General features: G+C 59.1%; 13 protein-coding genes and 1 pseudogene. 8 read left to right on the top strand and 6 right to left on the bottom strand.

The annotated features are described in order from the left end of the window. Positions 1–643: 643 nt before the first annotated feature. A pseudogene (locus IVB28_RS11925) lies at positions 644–889 on the bottom strand (hypothetical protein); the annotation flags it as partial. Positions 890–1,455: 566 nt separating this feature from the next. On the opposite strand from IVB28_RS11925, the gene IVB28_RS11920 reads away from it, so the two are divergent. After that, the gene (locus IVB28_RS11920; RefSeq protein ID WP_247526389.1) at positions 1,456–2,247 is read left to right on the top strand and encodes a Crp/Fnr family transcriptional regulator; all 792 of its coding nucleotides are present in this window, start codon (positions 1,456–1,458) and stop codon (positions 2,245–2,247) included. A 279-nt stretch (positions 2,248–2,526) separates the two neighbouring features. Here the strand turns inward: IVB28_RS11920 and IVB28_RS11915 are convergent, their stop codons facing one another. Continuing rightward, the gene (locus IVB28_RS11915) at positions 2,527–2,676 is read right to left on the bottom strand and encodes a hypothetical protein (protein ID WP_247526388.1); all 150 of its coding nucleotides are present in this window, start codon (positions 2,674–2,676) and stop codon (positions 2,527–2,529) included. Positions 2,677–2,698: 22 nt separating this feature from the next. Then, a complete protein-coding gene (locus IVB28_RS11910) occupies positions 2,699–2,845 on the bottom strand; it encodes a hypothetical protein (protein WP_247526387.1) in 147 nt (48 codons plus the stop codon). On the opposite strand from IVB28_RS11910, the gene IVB28_RS11905 reads away from it, so the two are divergent. Both IVB28_RS11905 and IVB28_RS11900 read left to right on the top strand, forming a co-directional pair. Then, a complete protein-coding gene (locus IVB28_RS11905; RefSeq protein WP_247526386.1) occupies positions 2,844–3,257 on the top strand; it encodes a hypothetical protein in 414 nt (137 codons plus the stop codon). The two genes, IVB28_RS11910 and IVB28_RS11905, sit on opposite strands and share 2 nt — an antisense overlap. 1,103 nt (positions 3,258–4,360) lie before the next feature. Beyond that, a complete protein-coding gene (locus tag IVB28_RS11900; protein ID WP_247526385.1) occupies positions 4,361–4,630 on the top strand; it encodes a hypothetical protein in 270 nt (89 codons plus the stop codon). A 12-nt stretch (positions 4,631–4,642) separates the two neighbouring features. Here IVB28_RS11900 and IVB28_RS11895 read toward each other — a convergent pair whose 3' ends face one another. After that, positions 4,643–5,389: a response regulator transcription factor gene (locus IVB28_RS11895; RefSeq protein WP_247526384.1), complete on the bottom strand. Its 747-nt coding sequence runs from the start codon at positions 5,387–5,389 to the stop codon at positions 4,643–4,645. A 964-nt stretch (positions 5,390–6,353) separates the two neighbouring features. Between IVB28_RS11895 and IVB28_RS11890 the strand changes: the two genes are divergently transcribed. After that, positions 6,354–6,695: an H-NS histone family protein gene (locus IVB28_RS11890; RefSeq protein WP_247526383.1), complete on the top strand. Its 342-nt coding sequence runs from the start codon at positions 6,354–6,356 to the stop codon at positions 6,693–6,695. A 62-nt stretch (positions 6,696–6,757) separates the two neighbouring features. Here the strand turns inward: IVB28_RS11890 and IVB28_RS11885 are convergent, their stop codons facing one another. Then, on the bottom strand, positions 6,758–6,988 hold the full coding sequence (locus IVB28_RS11885; RefSeq protein WP_346730745.1) for a hypothetical protein: 231 nt from the start codon (positions 6,986–6,988) through the stop codon (positions 6,758–6,760). Between the two features lie 490 nt (positions 6,989–7,478). On the opposite strand from IVB28_RS11885, the gene IVB28_RS11880 reads away from it, so the two are divergent. After that, positions 7,479–8,453 (top strand): hypothetical protein, encoded by a 975-nt coding sequence (locus tag IVB28_RS11880; protein WP_247526381.1) that lies wholly within the window; start codon positions 7,479–7,481, stop codon positions 8,451–8,453. A 253-nt stretch (positions 8,454–8,706) separates the two neighbouring features. On the opposite strand, the gene IVB28_RS11875 is transcribed toward IVB28_RS11880, so the two are convergent. Next, positions 8,707–9,297: a GNAT family protein gene (locus tag IVB28_RS11875; RefSeq protein ID WP_247526380.1), complete on the bottom strand. Its 591-nt coding sequence runs from the start codon at positions 9,295–9,297 to the stop codon at positions 8,707–8,709. A 170-nt stretch (positions 9,298–9,467) separates the two neighbouring features. On the opposite strand from IVB28_RS11875, the gene IVB28_RS11870 reads away from it, so the two are divergent. From IVB28_RS11870 to IVB28_RS11860, 3 genes are all read left to right on the top strand, one after another. Next, positions 9,468–11,342 carry an HAD-IIIC family phosphatase gene (locus IVB28_RS11870; RefSeq protein WP_247526379.1) on the top strand — a complete coding sequence of 625 codons (1,875 nt, stop codon included), beginning with the start codon at positions 9,468–9,470 and terminating at the stop codon, positions 11,340–11,342. Beyond that, on the top strand, positions 11,329–11,571 hold the full coding sequence (locus IVB28_RS11865) for an acyl carrier protein (RefSeq protein ID WP_247526378.1): 243 nt from the start codon (positions 11,329–11,331) through the stop codon (positions 11,569–11,571). Before IVB28_RS11870 ends, IVB28_RS11865 begins: the two co-directional genes overlap by 14 nt. Positions 11,572–11,895: 324 nt before the next feature. Continuing rightward, positions 11,896–15,495: a DUF4082 domain-containing protein gene (locus IVB28_RS11860; protein WP_247526377.1), complete on the top strand. Its 3,600-nt coding sequence runs from the start codon at positions 11,896–11,898 to the stop codon at positions 15,493–15,495. The last annotated feature ends 84 nt before the right edge of the window (positions 15,496–15,579 follow it).

The raw sequence follows: 15,579 nt of genomic DNA, 5'->3' as shown, positions 1-15,579 counted from the left end.
GCGCGAGTGGGTGGCCGACGGTGCAAGAGATTGAGCCGGCCCAACCCCCAACTCTGTTTTGGTTTCGCACGCAAACAAGGTGACTTGGGGACGTCGGTTGCTTTGGCGAACGGTTGCACTTCCGAAATACCCCCTACTCGGGCCTATAAGGCACTGTTCTTCCGCAGCAGCTTGGTGACGTCGATTAGCGGCGTGTTATCCCGTTCGGGCAGTTGACGTAGGTGCCTGCTGCCCGCGTCCAGCCCGCGCCTGATAGTCCCCCGCACGGGACGCTCACCGTCGATAGGTGTCAGGCCACAACTTGCGCGGCGGCCAGCAGGCCATGCTCTGCATCAGCACCGTCTAACGCACCAGCGCCAATGAACGTGCCAAGCGTGAAGGCAGTTCGGTTCAGCAGCGTACCGCGCGTGCCGGCCGCATCACCAGATAGCGCCGCAAGCTCCGAGCGCACAGCGGCGTCAACGTAATAGCCGTGCCGGCCTGCCGCGTATGGCTGACTGGGTCGTGGTCGTATGGCCTGGGCGGATCATGGCCAATAGCCACTCGGGCGCCTCGGCGGTCGGCAGGTCGGGCTTCAGCACTTAGCCGGGATTGCCCGGCACGAGGACAAACCCATCTTAGCCTCGCACGTCCCACGCCAGCGCTAGCCTGCCCGGTGAATCGCCCAGCCCGACGTGGTTGAAATAGAAGTCACTCCTCGTGCGCACAGTCCTGGTTGGCGGCAGGGCGTGCGGCAGGTCCGCCTCGGTGGCGCCTTATACGAGTCCTGGTCCAGCACCCACACGCCCTTCCGTTCTCCGGTGGACATTTTGACAATCGCATCAGGCCAGTCGGACCACGATCTCTGAACCACCTGCCGGAAAACTGATGCGGCGCTGAATCCATTTGACGTATATGGCTGCTTGTTCTCTGGTCGGCACGGAAATACCGGCGTACCTGCTGTCGCAGCGAAATGGCGAGGTCTAGGGGGAGCATTCGCGGGAAACTGTTCGTATCATTGCTCGGGATCTCGCCAACTCTGCTTACGCCGTCCGATTTCGTTTCAACCGCTTTCGCTATTTCACCCGGTGGCATTGCCATGATTGTGCTGCACATTGCCTCAAGGATTGCCTTCCGCTGCTCGGATTGTTTCACCTCGTCAGCGTCTCCAAGGACTTCCAAGCCGCCGTCGAACTTCATGGCGACCTCGTACCTCTGCGTCACGCCGGCGACCGTTTTCCTTTCCCCGGAAGGCGAATGAACGATAGGCTTGGCAGGGATCAGCTGCGATGCCCGAGAGCCTGCCGAACTCCAGTTAGCCGGCCGGATTGTGCTTTGCAGTACCGTCGCACCGGCACGCCTCCACAATGGAACCATATCCGCCGTGACCAGTTGGACCCCCTGTTGAGTTGTGCAAACAGCTGGGCACCAGCCGGCACGAGGCCTAGCGCCGGACATCCGTGGGGGACGAATCCCATGATGGACCACACGACCAGAGTTGGTAATCGATTGTTAGCAGCGTTGCCGCCGGCGGATTTTGCTTTGCTTGCGCCTCACCTGAGGAAAATCATGCTCGGACGCGACGCCGTACCGATCCGATCGGGTGATCGGATCGACCACCTTCTCTTCCCCTGTGGTGGTGCGGTTACGTTTATCGTGGACTTGCCGAACGGCCAGACTGTCGCCGTAGCGGTGATCGGTCATGAAGGTGCGATCGGCCTGACCTCGGCGCTTGGCACATCCCACTCACCCGTGACGGTGGTGGTCCGCGTACCAGGGCCCGTGCTGCAGATTCCGGCGGCGCAATTTTTGTCAGCTCTGGGTCGCAGCCCCGCGATCGCATCCATGGTGCAGATTTTCACGAGATCGCTGCTGACGCAGGTTCAGCACGTCGCGGCTTGCAATGCACTACATTCCGTCGAAGCCCGGATGGCCTGCTGGCTGCTTCAAATTCACGACCGGGCGAATGGCAACAATCCCCTCCCTTTGACGCAGGAGACTATGTCGGAGCTACTGGGCGTCCGGCGCACCACCGTCACGCATGTTGTGAGGGCGTTGCGCGCGTCAAGAGCGTTGAAATCCAACCGCCGCGGTCAACTCGAGATTGACCGGCCGCGCCTCGAAGCCGTGGCATGCGAGTGCTACAAGGTGATGAGCCGCAGGATCGATCGGATCGTCTCGCGTGGCGGAGCAGGGCTTCTTCACGCCGCGCCTTCGCAAGACGCCTGCCAGCTGCCGGGCAACCGACTATCCAGGGCAGGCTCGTAGAAGCAGGCCTCTCGCGCGAGCCATTCGTGAGTAGCCGCACAGACCCGGGCAATAGATGCGCGAGAAGAATACCGCGCTGCAGCGAAACCTTCGCGATCGCTCTCGATACCCGTCGAAATGGCGTCACCCGTTTTCGGGCACTTGATCATCACCACACCCCATCTTGATTTCCTGCAATCTGTTGCGGACTCTAGGCACGCTGGCCCGCCATCAACTGGACCGAGCGTCCGTCCTGGCGGAGACGCCCTCCAGCCGATGCGCGCGGCAGGTAGCCTCGGTTCAGGCGGTCTTGTGCAATAGCCGGTTGAAGCTGGTTTTGACGGGCTCGGTCGTCTCGATCGCTACTTTCTGCGCGAGCTCCCAAAGCTCCCGATTCTGTGCGGAGACGACTTCGAAAGCCTCGCGGCTTCGGGCGGTTGAAAGACGCACGATATCCAGCAGCGATCTGGTCTCAACGAGCCGGGAAAAACTCCAGGGTGGCGCTGGTATTGTCTTTGGAAATCTCGACGACCTTGGCTCCGTAATCGACAGCACCCCTGGCGTTCATAGCGCAGGTTTCGCGGAGAACATCGCTGATCTCCTCGGAAATTGCTTTCATGCTCGCGATATTTTTTGGTCGGTGCGGCGAAGCCACGGAGGAGTTCCTGGAAACTCAAAACGAACTTTGGCTTGGCTCCGTTCACGTTCTCATTCACGGAAGCGGCCTGCGTTTCGACTTCACTTTCATTCACGAGCTTTCATCCTTCCAAGCGAAACTAGTAAATGAATTGAAGACTCCCCGCTCCCGGCACGTATTGCACCAGGAAAACCAGCGCTCCTATTCTCGGCGTAACGGGATGCTGCTGCAGATGAACCGCTCGCCCCATGCCGAAGTTAACTATGATCGATTGGATTCGAGCCATCGTTCGCTTTCGGACTCTCGTTGGAATAATTTGATCGGTTGCGACCAGGCGGAACAGGCAGGAGCTTTACATCTGCGACCTTGCAGCGACCGCTCGGTTGCACTCTGAACTCGCTCGTCTGCCGGACTGGCGTAGCTCGCGCTGATGGTTCTCTTCTCGATTCAGCCGGTCCCTGAGACTCTCAAGTTCTGCGAGTTGGACGGCAAGCGCTTCGAGACGCTGGCGAAGAACAGCACCGGGGTTGTCTACTCGAGCGCAGATTTTCATGTGAGGTCTCCTAGCAATATGTCCGCGAGAATTCCGCCAGCTTTGACGGTGGGCAAAAAAATGCAATCACAGGAAACGCGACTAATTTGGCATGCTGCGTTGCCGATAACGATGTGGCGGCGCGTAAAAAAAGTACTCATGTGCCCAGGCGCGCGGCACGGCTCCATTGGGCCTGGCTGCTCAGCCTGCGATAACAGCGGGTCGAGCCGTTGTTAATGCTCGGAGCGGGTTGCGCTCGAAAGTCGAGTGGCGGCTCGCTCGCACTCGGGCTTGTGCCTCCGCTCGTCGTCCTCTTCATCTGCACAATCGACCCCTCCATATGCGGTCGGATTTCCGGAGTTCCCTGCCGTCGCGAAAGGTCCTTTGCCACCTGCCGCTCCGCCGGATCCGCCGCCACCGCCGGATGGCGGCCCTCCAGCAGCAGATGGCCCACCACGGCGCCCCTCCGGTCCGCCACCGCCTCCAGGTGACCCGCTGCCAGAGGACCCCGACGCTGCAGAGGACGGACGATCGTTGTCGAAGAATGACTGGTCCCTGTCATCGCCATGCGTTGCTCCGTTCTGTCCGCCTGAACGTGCGATGGCTGTCGAGGTCAGCGAGGTCGACAGCAGCAGCGTCATGACGGGGGGTGTCACGGCCGCAAATCTTCCGCAGGTTTTCAGGAACGCCCGCCGGTCGTCATCTTCATTGCTACCTTGGGTCACGATGCGCTCCCCTTGATTTAAATTTGCTTCATTCGTATTATATATTAAATAGCCTTTCAACCAAAATTTTGTTTTAAAAATGGGATTGCGAAGCGTGCGACGCCGGCAGATCGCCAGCATTTCCATGGCCTCGCGCTTGCTCGTCCCGGCGCCGGGGCCCCAATCTGGAGTGTCAACTAATATTTAATATGCATATATCTGATTAGCTTGATTAAGGGCAGCGCACGACGGATGATTGCCATGCCACTGCAATTTCACCGGCCCATCGAAAACATGGAGATCTGGAGCGCGAGGAGCGATGGCTTCTCGTTTGTGATCAGCCTGGAGAGCCCTACCGGTCCAGGCTTTCACGGACGCTCTGGGTACCTGGCGAGTTGGCGACCACTCTACGAGAACAATGGGGCGATCAAGATCAGCGGGTCGCCCTTCCGAACGTTGGCTGAGGCCGAAGGAGCCTGCCGCAACATGGCCGAGCATCTGCGCGCCGCAACCGCTCACCGCCCAGCATGATGCGATGTCCAGCTAACGCGTTCGTTCCGGAAGGACATTGCCGCGCTTGACGTCCTCGTCGTTTCGAACCGCCGAATCCTGTTGTAGTAGGCCGGAAGGAGCGAGTTCACGTGCGGCCGCATGCTTCCCGTTTTGCGAAATTGCAAATGTCGCGAGAACTGTTCGATTGCTAATATCGAGCTTCTGGAAGATGTGGTGAAGGTGGACTTTGATCGTACCATCGGTAATGTTCAGGAAACGCCCAATCTCCTTGTTCGACAGCCCCTCCGATACAAGTCTCATGATCTGCCGCTCCCGGTCGGTCAGCTGCGTCGGAGCCCTTTCCTCACCGGTGTGAGACTCCCCAGGGACCTCACCACCTGTGCACGGCGACCGCGATGCCGGTCCTTGGCGTTCCGCAACCTTCCTCAGGGTCGCGACCAGCATCTCCGGCTCAGCATCCCTCGTAAGGACGAGGCAGGCGCGGCCCGCGGCCAGCATCTGCAACCTTTGATCGCCGGCCTTTTCAGCGAAGAAAATGACCCGGGTACCTTGGCCAGCGGTGTTTGCGATAGCCAGAATGTCCGGTCGACTGATACTGGGCATTGCAATATCGACCAGTGCAACGTCGGGCACCAGAAGTCGGATGGCCCCAATGCAGCTTGCAGTATCCCCGCAGGCGGCCACGATCGCAAAATCGTGCTGCGCCGCAAGGACGCTGCTGATCCCCTGCAAGACGATCGGGTGCCGATCCGCGATGACGACTCTGATGCGGCGCATGCTTCCCCTGCCTATTCCTGATACCCCGCGCGGCAGTTTTTATTCCTGCATTCACCTCAAGACGCGTGGGAAGCACAACCAATCCGTTTTGCCAAAACGCCGCACTGTCAATTCGTCACGGCGCGCATCGGCAACGCATGATGGCCACACCACTCTAACTCGCCTTGAGAATGCGTGCAGCACCGTAGGATTGCGGTCCTCCATGGAAAATCCGAAGCAGCCGATTCATCTACAAAACAGCGCCTTCTCAGCTGGCTATAATCTGCAAAACTCTCCCGCGGATCTGGCGCTCCAGGATGTGGCTGCCTTGTCAGGATTGGTTAACCGCCATCAAGCCCATCACCGACCACTTATTACGAACGATATATAGTCACATTCACGATTCAAATCTAACATTCGACAAACTTGACCGAGCCAGGCAGCTGAAAAGCCTCGACCCATAACACGAAGAGGAGGTTTCAAAAAGTATTACTATTCATCCAACATCAATATGAGGTGGAAATTTTCCAACCATTAATCAAACGTATCGAACGATAACGCTTCGGCAATAGCACCGATGAAAACCTGGTCAGCAAAGTTCGGGCGACATTTTCGCAACCCGGCAAACTTCAATCTGCAGTCACGGGTCATCGCTGGTAATGAGTAGGTGGTCACATGTATTCTTCGGCTGTTTTGCGACAAACGCATGAATCTCTGATCGTTCAATTCACCGAATTGCAGAATTTACGTAGTCGCGTGTTGATGGCCGAGCAGCGCTTGCTCGGCCCGATGCGAAGGGTCCGCCGGCGGAGACCGGCTGGGAGGCGACCGGCCGGTCGAAGGCACAGGCCCGGCTGATAGCGCCAAGAAATGCCGCACTGCACCAGTAGAGTTCCGTGCGCGGGCCGATCAGGCTTGCCCGACCGGGCTTCGACCTGATAAGTCCCCCTTCTATTTCAAATCGGAAGTAGTGGGGACGGCTTCCATGGGGAACGACGAGTGGGCATCCGCGGCCACAGCCGAGCTGTGGCGGCTTTACGATGAGGTGACGACTGTTCTTAGTCGGAGAATGATTGCGGAAAAAGCCAAGCTCGAAGAGCGGCTTCGCAAGATAGAGGGAACTTCCGGGGCCCCCAACCAGGAACGTGCACGCCGGCCCTACCCGCCAGTGCTGCCGAAGTATCAGAATCCGAAAAACCCATCCGAGACCTGGTCCGGTCGCGGCAAGCAACCCCGCTGGCTGAAGGCGCAGCTTCGCGCCGGCAAGAAGCTGAACGATCTATTGATTAACCGCTCATCCAGCCAAAAGCGCCGCCGCACCGGTTGAGCACGGCGCGGCCCCGACGCCGTACATACCGCAACGGCGCGGCCGTCCATGGACCGCAAAATCTAGCGATCACGATCCTCTTTATTGTTAGGACTGCCGTCACCGCCGCTGTTGCCGAAGCCATTGTTGCCCCGCACGATATGGCCGCCTGAACCGGTTATGGCGGCTGAAGTCAGAGAGGTCGACAGCAACAGCGTCATGGCTGGAGGGGTAACGGCAGCAAATTTTCCGCAGCTCTTCAAGAACTCACGACGGTCTTCGCCGTCGGCATCGAGGTGGGTCAACCCTCCAATCGTCGTCGAGGTGAAAATAGGGCGGAATGGACATACTGCAAGTTAAATTTGTTAATTCACAATTTAACATGCCGACCCGCCGTTACAGCATAGCCCTCAACGGCGACCATTGAACAATACTCCAGTCGCACGGTCCATTACGAGCATTGAGGTTGCACTACCGCGCCGTGTTTGGGCACAACGCAGTCATGGTCCGCCATTGACATTAAACCGGAACCATTATAATTCTAAATACATTAATTAACTCGGAAGCAACTTTCACATATAAAATCTCTTCGGCGCACAACGAGCTCAGGGCAGCTCGACCACATGTGCGGCGCACAAAGCATCGCTCTTGCCAAGTGGTAAAAACGAAAGTCAGTTCATGACCGGAACCGAGACCGGAGCAGCACTGAGGCAATTGCGGTCTGGCTTCGACAGGGCTTTGCGTCCGGGATTCTCACTGCCGCGTCTGGGAACCTTGATGAGCCGAGCGCTCACGGAAACGCTCTTGGACCTGTCAGAATTAACGGTTCTCACTGAGGCTGCGACCGGCGCGTATGCCGTGACGGCCGTGCTGGCAGCGATGGCCGGAGCCAGGCACGTCTATGCCTTCACGAAACCTACGCGGCACGGCACACCAGGCGATGCCAGGCAACAGACTCTGGAGCTTGCAGATTCGGTCGGTGTGGCCGATCGCATCGACGTCTTGGAGCAGATCACCCCGGATATTCTCAATCAAACGGATATTGTAACCAACAGCGGCCATCTTCGGCCTCTTACCGCTGCGCTAATTGATAAGTTACCAAAGGAGGCCGTTATCGCCTTGATGTTCGAGGCTTGGGAATTTCGCCCCAACGACCTCGACATGGAAGCATGCTTACGGCGCGGAATTCCGATTGTTGGCGTGAACGAACGCCACCCGGCAGTCGATGTCTTCTCGTTTCTCGGTCCACTGTGCGTGAAGCAACTTCACGATTGCGGTTTACCCGTTTACAAGAATCGCATTGGTGTGCTGTGTGACAATGACTTTGTTGGCTCGCTCCGCACCGGTCTCGCGAACTCTGGAGCGAGCGTGGAAATTTTTGACAGCGTCCAAGCTGTGTATCGCGACGAGTGGGACGCAATCATCGTCGCGCTGCGACCGGCGGCTCAGCCTCGTATCGGTTCGCCGGAAGCAACGCACCTCGCTGCTTGCGCGCCCGCCGGTGGGGTTATCGTGCAGTTTTGGGGCGATATGGATCGAACCGTATTGTCAGCGAATGGATTGGCCGTTTGGCCAACAGCGCCTCCCGCATTGGGGCACATGGGCATTCTCCTGTCGGAGATTGGCGCTGAACCGATCGTGCGACTGCAGGCAGGCGGCCTGCGCGCTGCCGAATGCGTTCGGCGAAGTAGACCTGTTTCGACTGACGGATACGCGCAAATCGTTACTCAGCCCCCGATCGAGCTTTCCTCGGTTCACACCCGGTCCTCGCCTCAATAAAGCTCCCATGAGCGTGAGCGTCGCCGAGGCGAGAAACACTACTGCGCATGTCAAACGCGACCGCAGGCGTAGCAGTCAACAATACGAATTTCTGTCGGGCGCCACGCAGGCGGGAAGAGGCAAAGTGTCCGTGATCCACGTGCGGCCGTGGGCGGCTCCAGAGGACAGGCAACATCTAATTCCAGCGTGAAATTCGTCGCGTCCAGAGGCGGGATGCGCTGCGCCGGCTGTGCTCGCCTAGCTGGTAGGGCAGTTACTCCTCTCGCGCATCGAGGAGCAGCGCCGACCAAGCCTGTTTCAACCGCGGATAATCTTCGCGCGACATCCGAAACGTGATTACGTCGTCGCCGTTCCACCAAGCTTTGGGCGCAATCTTGTCGATTTGGAAACCAAGGCGAATATGCAAGTTCTTCGAGAGCACGTTCTTGCTTTGCACGTTGGCCACGACGGCCGAAAGCCCTAGCTCAGCGAACGCAAACGTGAAAAGCAGATCGAAGACCTCGGCCACAAAGAGGCGCGCACCAGGATCGACGATCAACCGCGCCACCTCGCCGCGTTTCGCCGCGAAATCCACGTTCGCAATGGCGATGCTGCCAGCCGGCTTTTTCGAGCGCTTGAACTCGGCAATGAAATAGTAGTCGTCCACCCGAGCCTGGTAGTTTCGGAAAAATTCTTCCTGCTGGGTCAACGTCAGCTTTTCGCGGGTCATGAACTTGCCGAGAACGGGATCGTTTCGCCAGGCGACGATTTGCGCGGAGTCGTCCAGCCGGATCTCTCGCAGAGCTAGGTTATTTCCCTCGGGAAGCCGTTTGAGATTCTCAGCCTTGGTGGAAAGCGTGGCCAAGCCAAGCGGCTCCAATCCCATATGCATCGTCATCTATTCATTAGACCTTAATTAGCGGCATTTATATATATTTAATTGACTCGAATCTTAGCCTGATTTAAAGTGCGTGACAATTAAATGATGCCTGCTTTCCTTGGTGGAGGCCCGCTATTCTCGCTGCTGCACCCGTCTTGCCGAACCGGCACGTAAATGATGCCGAACTCAAGTCCTTAGCGCAATCCGGCGATGCCGCGTTCTGGGGACATCTTGCTGCCCGCTCGCGGCAGGCTGCGAGTTTTTCCGAAATATTCCATCTGTCGACACTTCGAAAGAAGGCGAAGCTACATACGACCGAAAGTGTCCAGCCAAGACTCCGCCTCGCCTTGATCGGCGGCTACAACCTGTACCCATTGCACGAATTGGTTGAACACCTCCTGGCCATTCGTGGAGTTGAGTGCGAACGCTTCCTCGGCGACTACGATAATTTCGTCTCGGAAATCCTCGACGGTTCGAGCCCACTGTACGCTTTCAAGCCGGATCTCGCCTTCATTCTGCCGAACGCGAGGCGCTACCGGTTTTCCGGTTCGCTCCTCGGTGCCGTGGAACATCAGCGCGAAGCTGCAGTTGGCGCCGCGGAGCACCTCCTCACCCTGGCGCAGACTCTCATCGAACGCTCAGGTGCGGCGGTAATTCTCGCCAATCTTGCGCTGCCCGGCGACCTCGATCTCGGCTCGTTTCGTTCACGCACACTTGGCGCCGATTGGAGTTTCCGCAAGGCGGTAAACCTTGAGCTCGGGCTCCGGGCTCCGGCGGGGGTGCAAATCTGCGACGTCGAGTTCCTCTCGGCACGCCGAGGAATCACGGCCGCGGAGGATGCGCGAGGGTGGTACGAATCGAAGCAGCCCGGTTCACCTGATTTTCTAGTGGACGTCGCGCAAGAGCTAAGCCATTTGATCGCCTCCCGTAAGCAAGGTCCCAAAAAGGTGCTGGCCGTCGATCTGGATCACACGCTGTGGGGCGGCGTGATCGCGGAGGACGGTATCGAGGGAATCGAACTTGGCGACTCGTCTTCCCGCGGCGAAGCTTTCAAGGCTTTCCAGAAGTACCTCCTTGCGCTTTCCGAACGCGGCGTCCTGCTCGCGGTATGCAGCAAGAACGACCATGCGCGCGCGATCGAGGTCTTCGAGAAGCATCCCGAGATGGTTCTCCGGCTGGAGCACTTCGCAGCCTTCAAAGCCAATTGGGATCCGAAGTCCGACAACCTGCAGCGTATCGCGGATGAACTCCGCGTTGGCCTGGACAGCTTCGTCTTCGCCGACGACAACCCGGCGGAGATCGAGATCGTGCGCCAGTTTCAGCCCCAGGTCGACGGCGTGTTCCTCGGGGCAGATCCCGCCGAATTCATCGGCCGCCTCCAGGCCGGGCGCCATTTCGAGCCACGGAACGTCACAGAGGAGGATCTTGAGCGGACGACGCAGTATAGGCAGGAACGGCGACGTACGGAGCTCGCGGCGAGCGTGACCGACATGCCAGCCTATCTCGCCTCGCTGGAGATGAGAGGAACGATCAAGGAGTTCGACTCGCTCGACCTACCCCGCATTGCCCAGCTGATCGCGCGCAGTAACCAGTTCAACCTGACGACCTTGCGTCGATCCGAAACCGAGATCCAGGGACTCTTAAGAAGGCCGGACTACCGATGCTTCACGATGCGGCTGGAGGATCGGTTCGGTGATTCCGGGCTCATCTCTGTGGTCATTGCAAAGATCGAGGGCGGAGTCTTCGTTCTGGATACCTGGCTCATGAGCTGCCGCGTCCTTAAGCGCCAGGTCGAGGATGAGATCATGAATGAGATTTTTCGGCTTGCGGAGGTCGTCGGCTGCGCAAGAGTGCGCGGCATTTATCTTCCGACGGCCAAAAACGGGATCGTTGCCAGCATCTACGAGGAGTTTGGCTTCGTGCACACGGAAGACTCCGCCGCCCGAAAGGAGTTCGAGCTCAAGGTGGAGAAGTATCAAAGGCGTCCGACAAAGATCCGCGTAACCCGGAGGGCTTATGAAGCAAGCTGAAGTACTCGCGAAGTTGCAGGAGGTATTCGACGGCATCTTCCTTGAGAGTGTCGCGGCCAAGCCTGAGTTGTCGGCGGCCGACGTCGAGGAGTGGGACTCGCTCATGCAGATCTCGCTCGTCATCGCCGTCGAGCAGAAGTTTCGCGTGCGATTCCGCGTTGGCGAAGTCGAGACGGCTCGGAACTTGGGTGAGTTCGCCGACCTGATCGCGAAACGGATGGAACCATAAGAGCTGCGCATCGCGAGCGTGTTCGGGGCTGGTAACGAAGTGCGCAGCCGCTTCGTCCAACTTGTGCGCCTCTTCTGCCCGGGATCGCGGGACGCGGAGCTGGTGCACGAGGTCCGTGACGCGCCTCGCTTCCTTCAACTTCAAGAGAAATTGACTAGCGTTACTTTTCCCAGTAGCTAAAAACAATTACTATTTAATTATCTTTTATGTTATTTAAAGTTATTAATTCGAATAATTCAACCGCGCTGTCGCTCCGCGCCACGCAGGTCGGCAGGGCAACTTTAGGTACTAGCCAGTTACTTGGACTAGCCCGGGGAGTACAACGTGGCTGTCACCACCACTCTGCTCACCACCCAGACACCGTCCATCACCAATGCCACCGACGGGACAGGGGCGGATTACGAGCTGGGGATGCGCTTCACCAGCGACACGTCCGGCGTAATTCAGGCGATCCGGTACTACAAGGCCTCGAACGAGGCCGGCACTCATGTCGGCCACATCTGGTCGGCAACGGGCCAGGAGCTGGCGACTGTCACGTTCACCAGCGAAGGCGCATCGGGCTGGCAGCAGCAGGCGCTCGCCACGCCGCTCACCATCGCGGCCGGTACGACCTACGTGGTCTCGGTCAATATCAACAGCTACTACGTCTCCACCCCGCAGGGCTTCGCCTCCGGCATCAGCAACGGCGGCCTGAACGCACCGGCCGGCGCCGGCGTCTTCGACTACAGCGCGGGCGTCTTCCCAGCCGCCGTCTACCAGAATACAAACTATTTCCGCGACGTCGTGTTCGCTGCGGGATCGTCCAAACCCAACAATCACCCCGGCACGGTAAGCATCAGCGGGACCCCGACACAGAAACAGATTTTGACCGCCGCGGTGAGCGATGCGGATGGAGTGCCGAGCGCCGTCACCTATCAATGGCAGCAAAGCACAAACGGCACCACATGGAGCAACATCACTGGCGCGACGGCGAGCACGCTGACCCTCGGGCAGGCCCAGGTCGGCAGCTTCATACGCGTTACCGCCTTCTACACGGACCTGCTGGGCAGCAGCGAGACCCCGGCGAGCTCCGCGACCGCAACGAAGGTGGCCAACGTCAACGACGTCGGCGTCGTCACGATCAACGGCACGGCGACCCAGAACCAGACGCTGACGGCCAGCGTTACGGATCCCGACGGCGTCCCGGCGAGCATCGCCTATCGCTGGCAGAGTAGCGCCGACGGCACCACCTGGACGAATCTCACCGCCACGACCTCGAGTCTCACCCTCGACAGCAGCCTGGTCGGCAAGCGGATCCGGGTGAATGCCACCTACACCGACCTGCTCGGCACCAGCGAGAACGCAACCAGCGCGGCCACGGCGACGGTTGCAGCTGCGAGTACCACCACCACTCTGCTCACCACCCAGACACCGTCCATCACCAATGCCACCGACGGGACAGGGGCGGATTACGAGCTGGGGATGCGCTTCACCAGCGACACGTCCGGCGTAATTCAGGCGATCCGGTACTACAAGGCCTCGAACGAGGCCGGCACTCATGTCGGCCACATCTGGTCGGCAACGGGCCAGGAGCTGGCGACTGTCACGTTCACCAGCGAAGGCGCATCGGGCTGGCAGCAGCAGGCGCTCGCCACGCCGCTCACCATCGCGGCCGGTACGACCTACGTGGTCTCGGTCAATATCAACAGCTACTACGTCTCCACCCCGCAGGGCTTCGCCTCCGGCATCAGCAACGGCGGCCTGAACGCACCGGCCGGCGCCGGCGTCTTCGACTACAGCGCGGGCGTCTTCCCAGCCGCCGTCTACCAGAATACAAACTATTTCCGCGACGTCGTGTTCGCCCCATCCAACGTCATCGCGCTCCTTAACACTTCTACGATCTACGTCAGTGAAGCGGCCGGCACGGCCACCGTCACCGTCACACGCTCCGGGGACCTCCAGTCTCAAAACACTGTTGAATACACGACGAATGAAATCGGCACCGCCGAGACTGCGACGGCTGGATCGGACTTCATCCAGCCCACCTTCAATGGTCGGACGAACACCGGCCAGATCATCTTCGGACCGGGGGAAAGCACCAAGAGCTTCACCATCCCCATCGTCAACGATCAGCTTACCGAGGGCAACGAAACGTTCGCCGTCGGGCTTCAAAATCCCGGCTCCGGATCCCTCGGAGCCCCACGCACTGTGCTCGTAACCATCATCGACGATGACGCACCCGCCAAGATCGCAATGGCTGACGTTGTGGTGAGTGTTTCCGAGAATAGCCCGACGGCGACGATCACGCTGCTGCGCAGCGGGAGCGTCAATCAAGCAGCCACGGTCGGTTTCACGACGAGCAGCGGCAGCGCACTCGCAGGATCCGATTACACCACCTCGTCCGGCACGGTGACATTTGCTGCTGGTCAGGTGAGCCAAACCATCTCGGTGCCGATCATCAATGATACGACGCCTGAGAACGACGAGACTTTCACGGTCACCTTGAGCAACCCGACGGGTGCCACTCTCGGCTCTCAGGCGGCAACGACAGTGAAGATCCTGGATAATGACAACCCCGCTCTCGGCAATCTGGTGGGCGAGACGGCCGTGACGGGGCTGAACCAACCGGCGGCGATGGACTGGACTCCCGACGGCCGCTACATGTTGGTCGCGCAGAAGGACGGCGTGGTCCGCGTGGTGGACAACGGCACATTGAGATCCACTCCGCTCGTCGACCTTTCGGGCGAGGTAAATGATTTCGGTGATCGCGGGCTGCTGGGGATCGCGGTTAACCCGAACTTCGCAAGCGACCACTATGTCTACTTGCTCTACACTTACGATCCGCCTGAGACGGCGGGCCAGAGCGGTCTCGCGGCCGCCGATCAGGGCGGCAACCGACCTTGTCGTCTGGTGAGAGTCACTGTCGACCCCAACACAATGATTGCCGATCCGTCCAGCGAAGTGGTGCTGGTCGGCAAGAACAGCATCTGGGCCTATATCAGCCGCCCCGACGCGAACAGCGGCGGTGATCTCAGCATCGTTCCTTCCGGGATCGTCAACGGCACCACGATCACGGCTCCCGCGAGTCAGATCGAGGTAGGATCGCAGGACAACGATCCGGACAGGGCCGGCATCCAGAACCAGAACATCCGGGACTATCTTGCAACCGACAGCGATTCGCACTCGATAGGGGCGGTTCATTTCGGCCCCGACGGCTACCTGTACCTGACGGTCGGAGATGGCACATCGTACAACTTCGTCGATCCTCGCGCAGTGCGGGTCCAAGACATCCACAATCTCTCGGGCAAGCTCCTGCGGATCGATCCTGTTACGGGCGAGGGAGCGCCCGGAAATCCGTATTATCAGGCTGGCGATCCAAACAGCAATCAGTCGAAAGTGTTCTACTACGGCGTCCGCAACGCGTATCGCTTCAGCTTCGATCCCGTGACGAATCTGCCTGTGCTTGGAGACGTGGGCTGGAATAACTGGGAAGAGATCGATACGGGGCCAGCCGGCTCGAATTTTGGATGGCCCTACTTTGAAGGTCCGAACAAAACCGCCAGCTACCAGAATCTCTCCCAGGCGATCACCTTCTACAACAATGGCAACCGCAACAATTTGTCGGACCCGGCTGCCGTGTTTCCGATCTTACCCCTAAGCCACGGTGCGCCCGACAACGCCCATGTGATCACCGCGGGAGATTTCTACAATCAGAACACCATATTCTTCGACGACGTCTACAATGGAACAATCTACGCCGCGACGTTGAATGCAAGCCGGCAGGTCGCAAGCGTCCAGTTGGTGGACAATGTACAAGGCATTGCGGACCTGCAAAAGGGGCCCGATGGTTGGCTCTACGGCGCCGATATATATGACGGCACGATCCGACGTTGGGTGGACCCCTCGGCCGCCGCCGGGAACACGCTGGGCCTCGCGGCGTCGTGACGGCCGCCGCCCTGGAGAATGCGCCGCTTGTGAGACTTGTTTAGGTCCACGACAGAGCCGAGGGCACTTCGGCTCCCGAAAACC

The sequence above is a fragment of the Bradyrhizobium sp. 199 genome, from assembly GCF_023073355.1.
GTDB lineage: Bacteria > Pseudomonadota > Alphaproteobacteria > Rhizobiales > Xanthobacteraceae > Bradyrhizobium.
Note: the sequence above shows the minus strand (reverse complement) of the source record. Positions and strands in the feature narration are given on the sequence as shown.

Bases quoted from the DNA above. Each gene is read 5' to 3' on its own strand.
- IVB28_RS11910 (WP_247526387.1), bottom strand. From the start codon at position 2,845: ATGAAAGCAATTTCCGAGGAGATCAGCGATGTTCTCCGCGAAACCTGC.
- IVB28_RS11895 (WP_247526384.1), bottom strand. From the start codon at position 5,389: ATGCGCCGCATCAGAGTCGTCATCGCGGATCGGCACCCGATCGTCTTG.
- IVB28_RS11890 (WP_247526383.1), top strand. From the start codon at position 6,354: ATGGGGAACGACGAGTGGGCATCCGCGGCCACAGCCGAGCTGTGGCGG.
- IVB28_RS11905 (WP_247526386.1), top strand. From the start codon at position 2,844: ATGCTCGCGATATTTTTTGGTCGGTGCGGCGAAGCCACGGAGGAGTTC.
- IVB28_RS11920 (WP_247526389.1), top strand. From the start codon at position 1,456: ATGATGGACCACACGACCAGAGTTGGTAATCGATTGTTAGCAGCGTTG.
- IVB28_RS11900 (WP_247526385.1), top strand. From the start codon at position 4,361: ATGCCACTGCAATTTCACCGGCCCATCGAAAACATGGAGATCTGGAGC.
- IVB28_RS11865 (WP_247526378.1), top strand. From the start codon at position 11,329: ATGAAGCAAGCTGAAGTACTCGCGAAGTTGCAGGAGGTATTCGACGGC.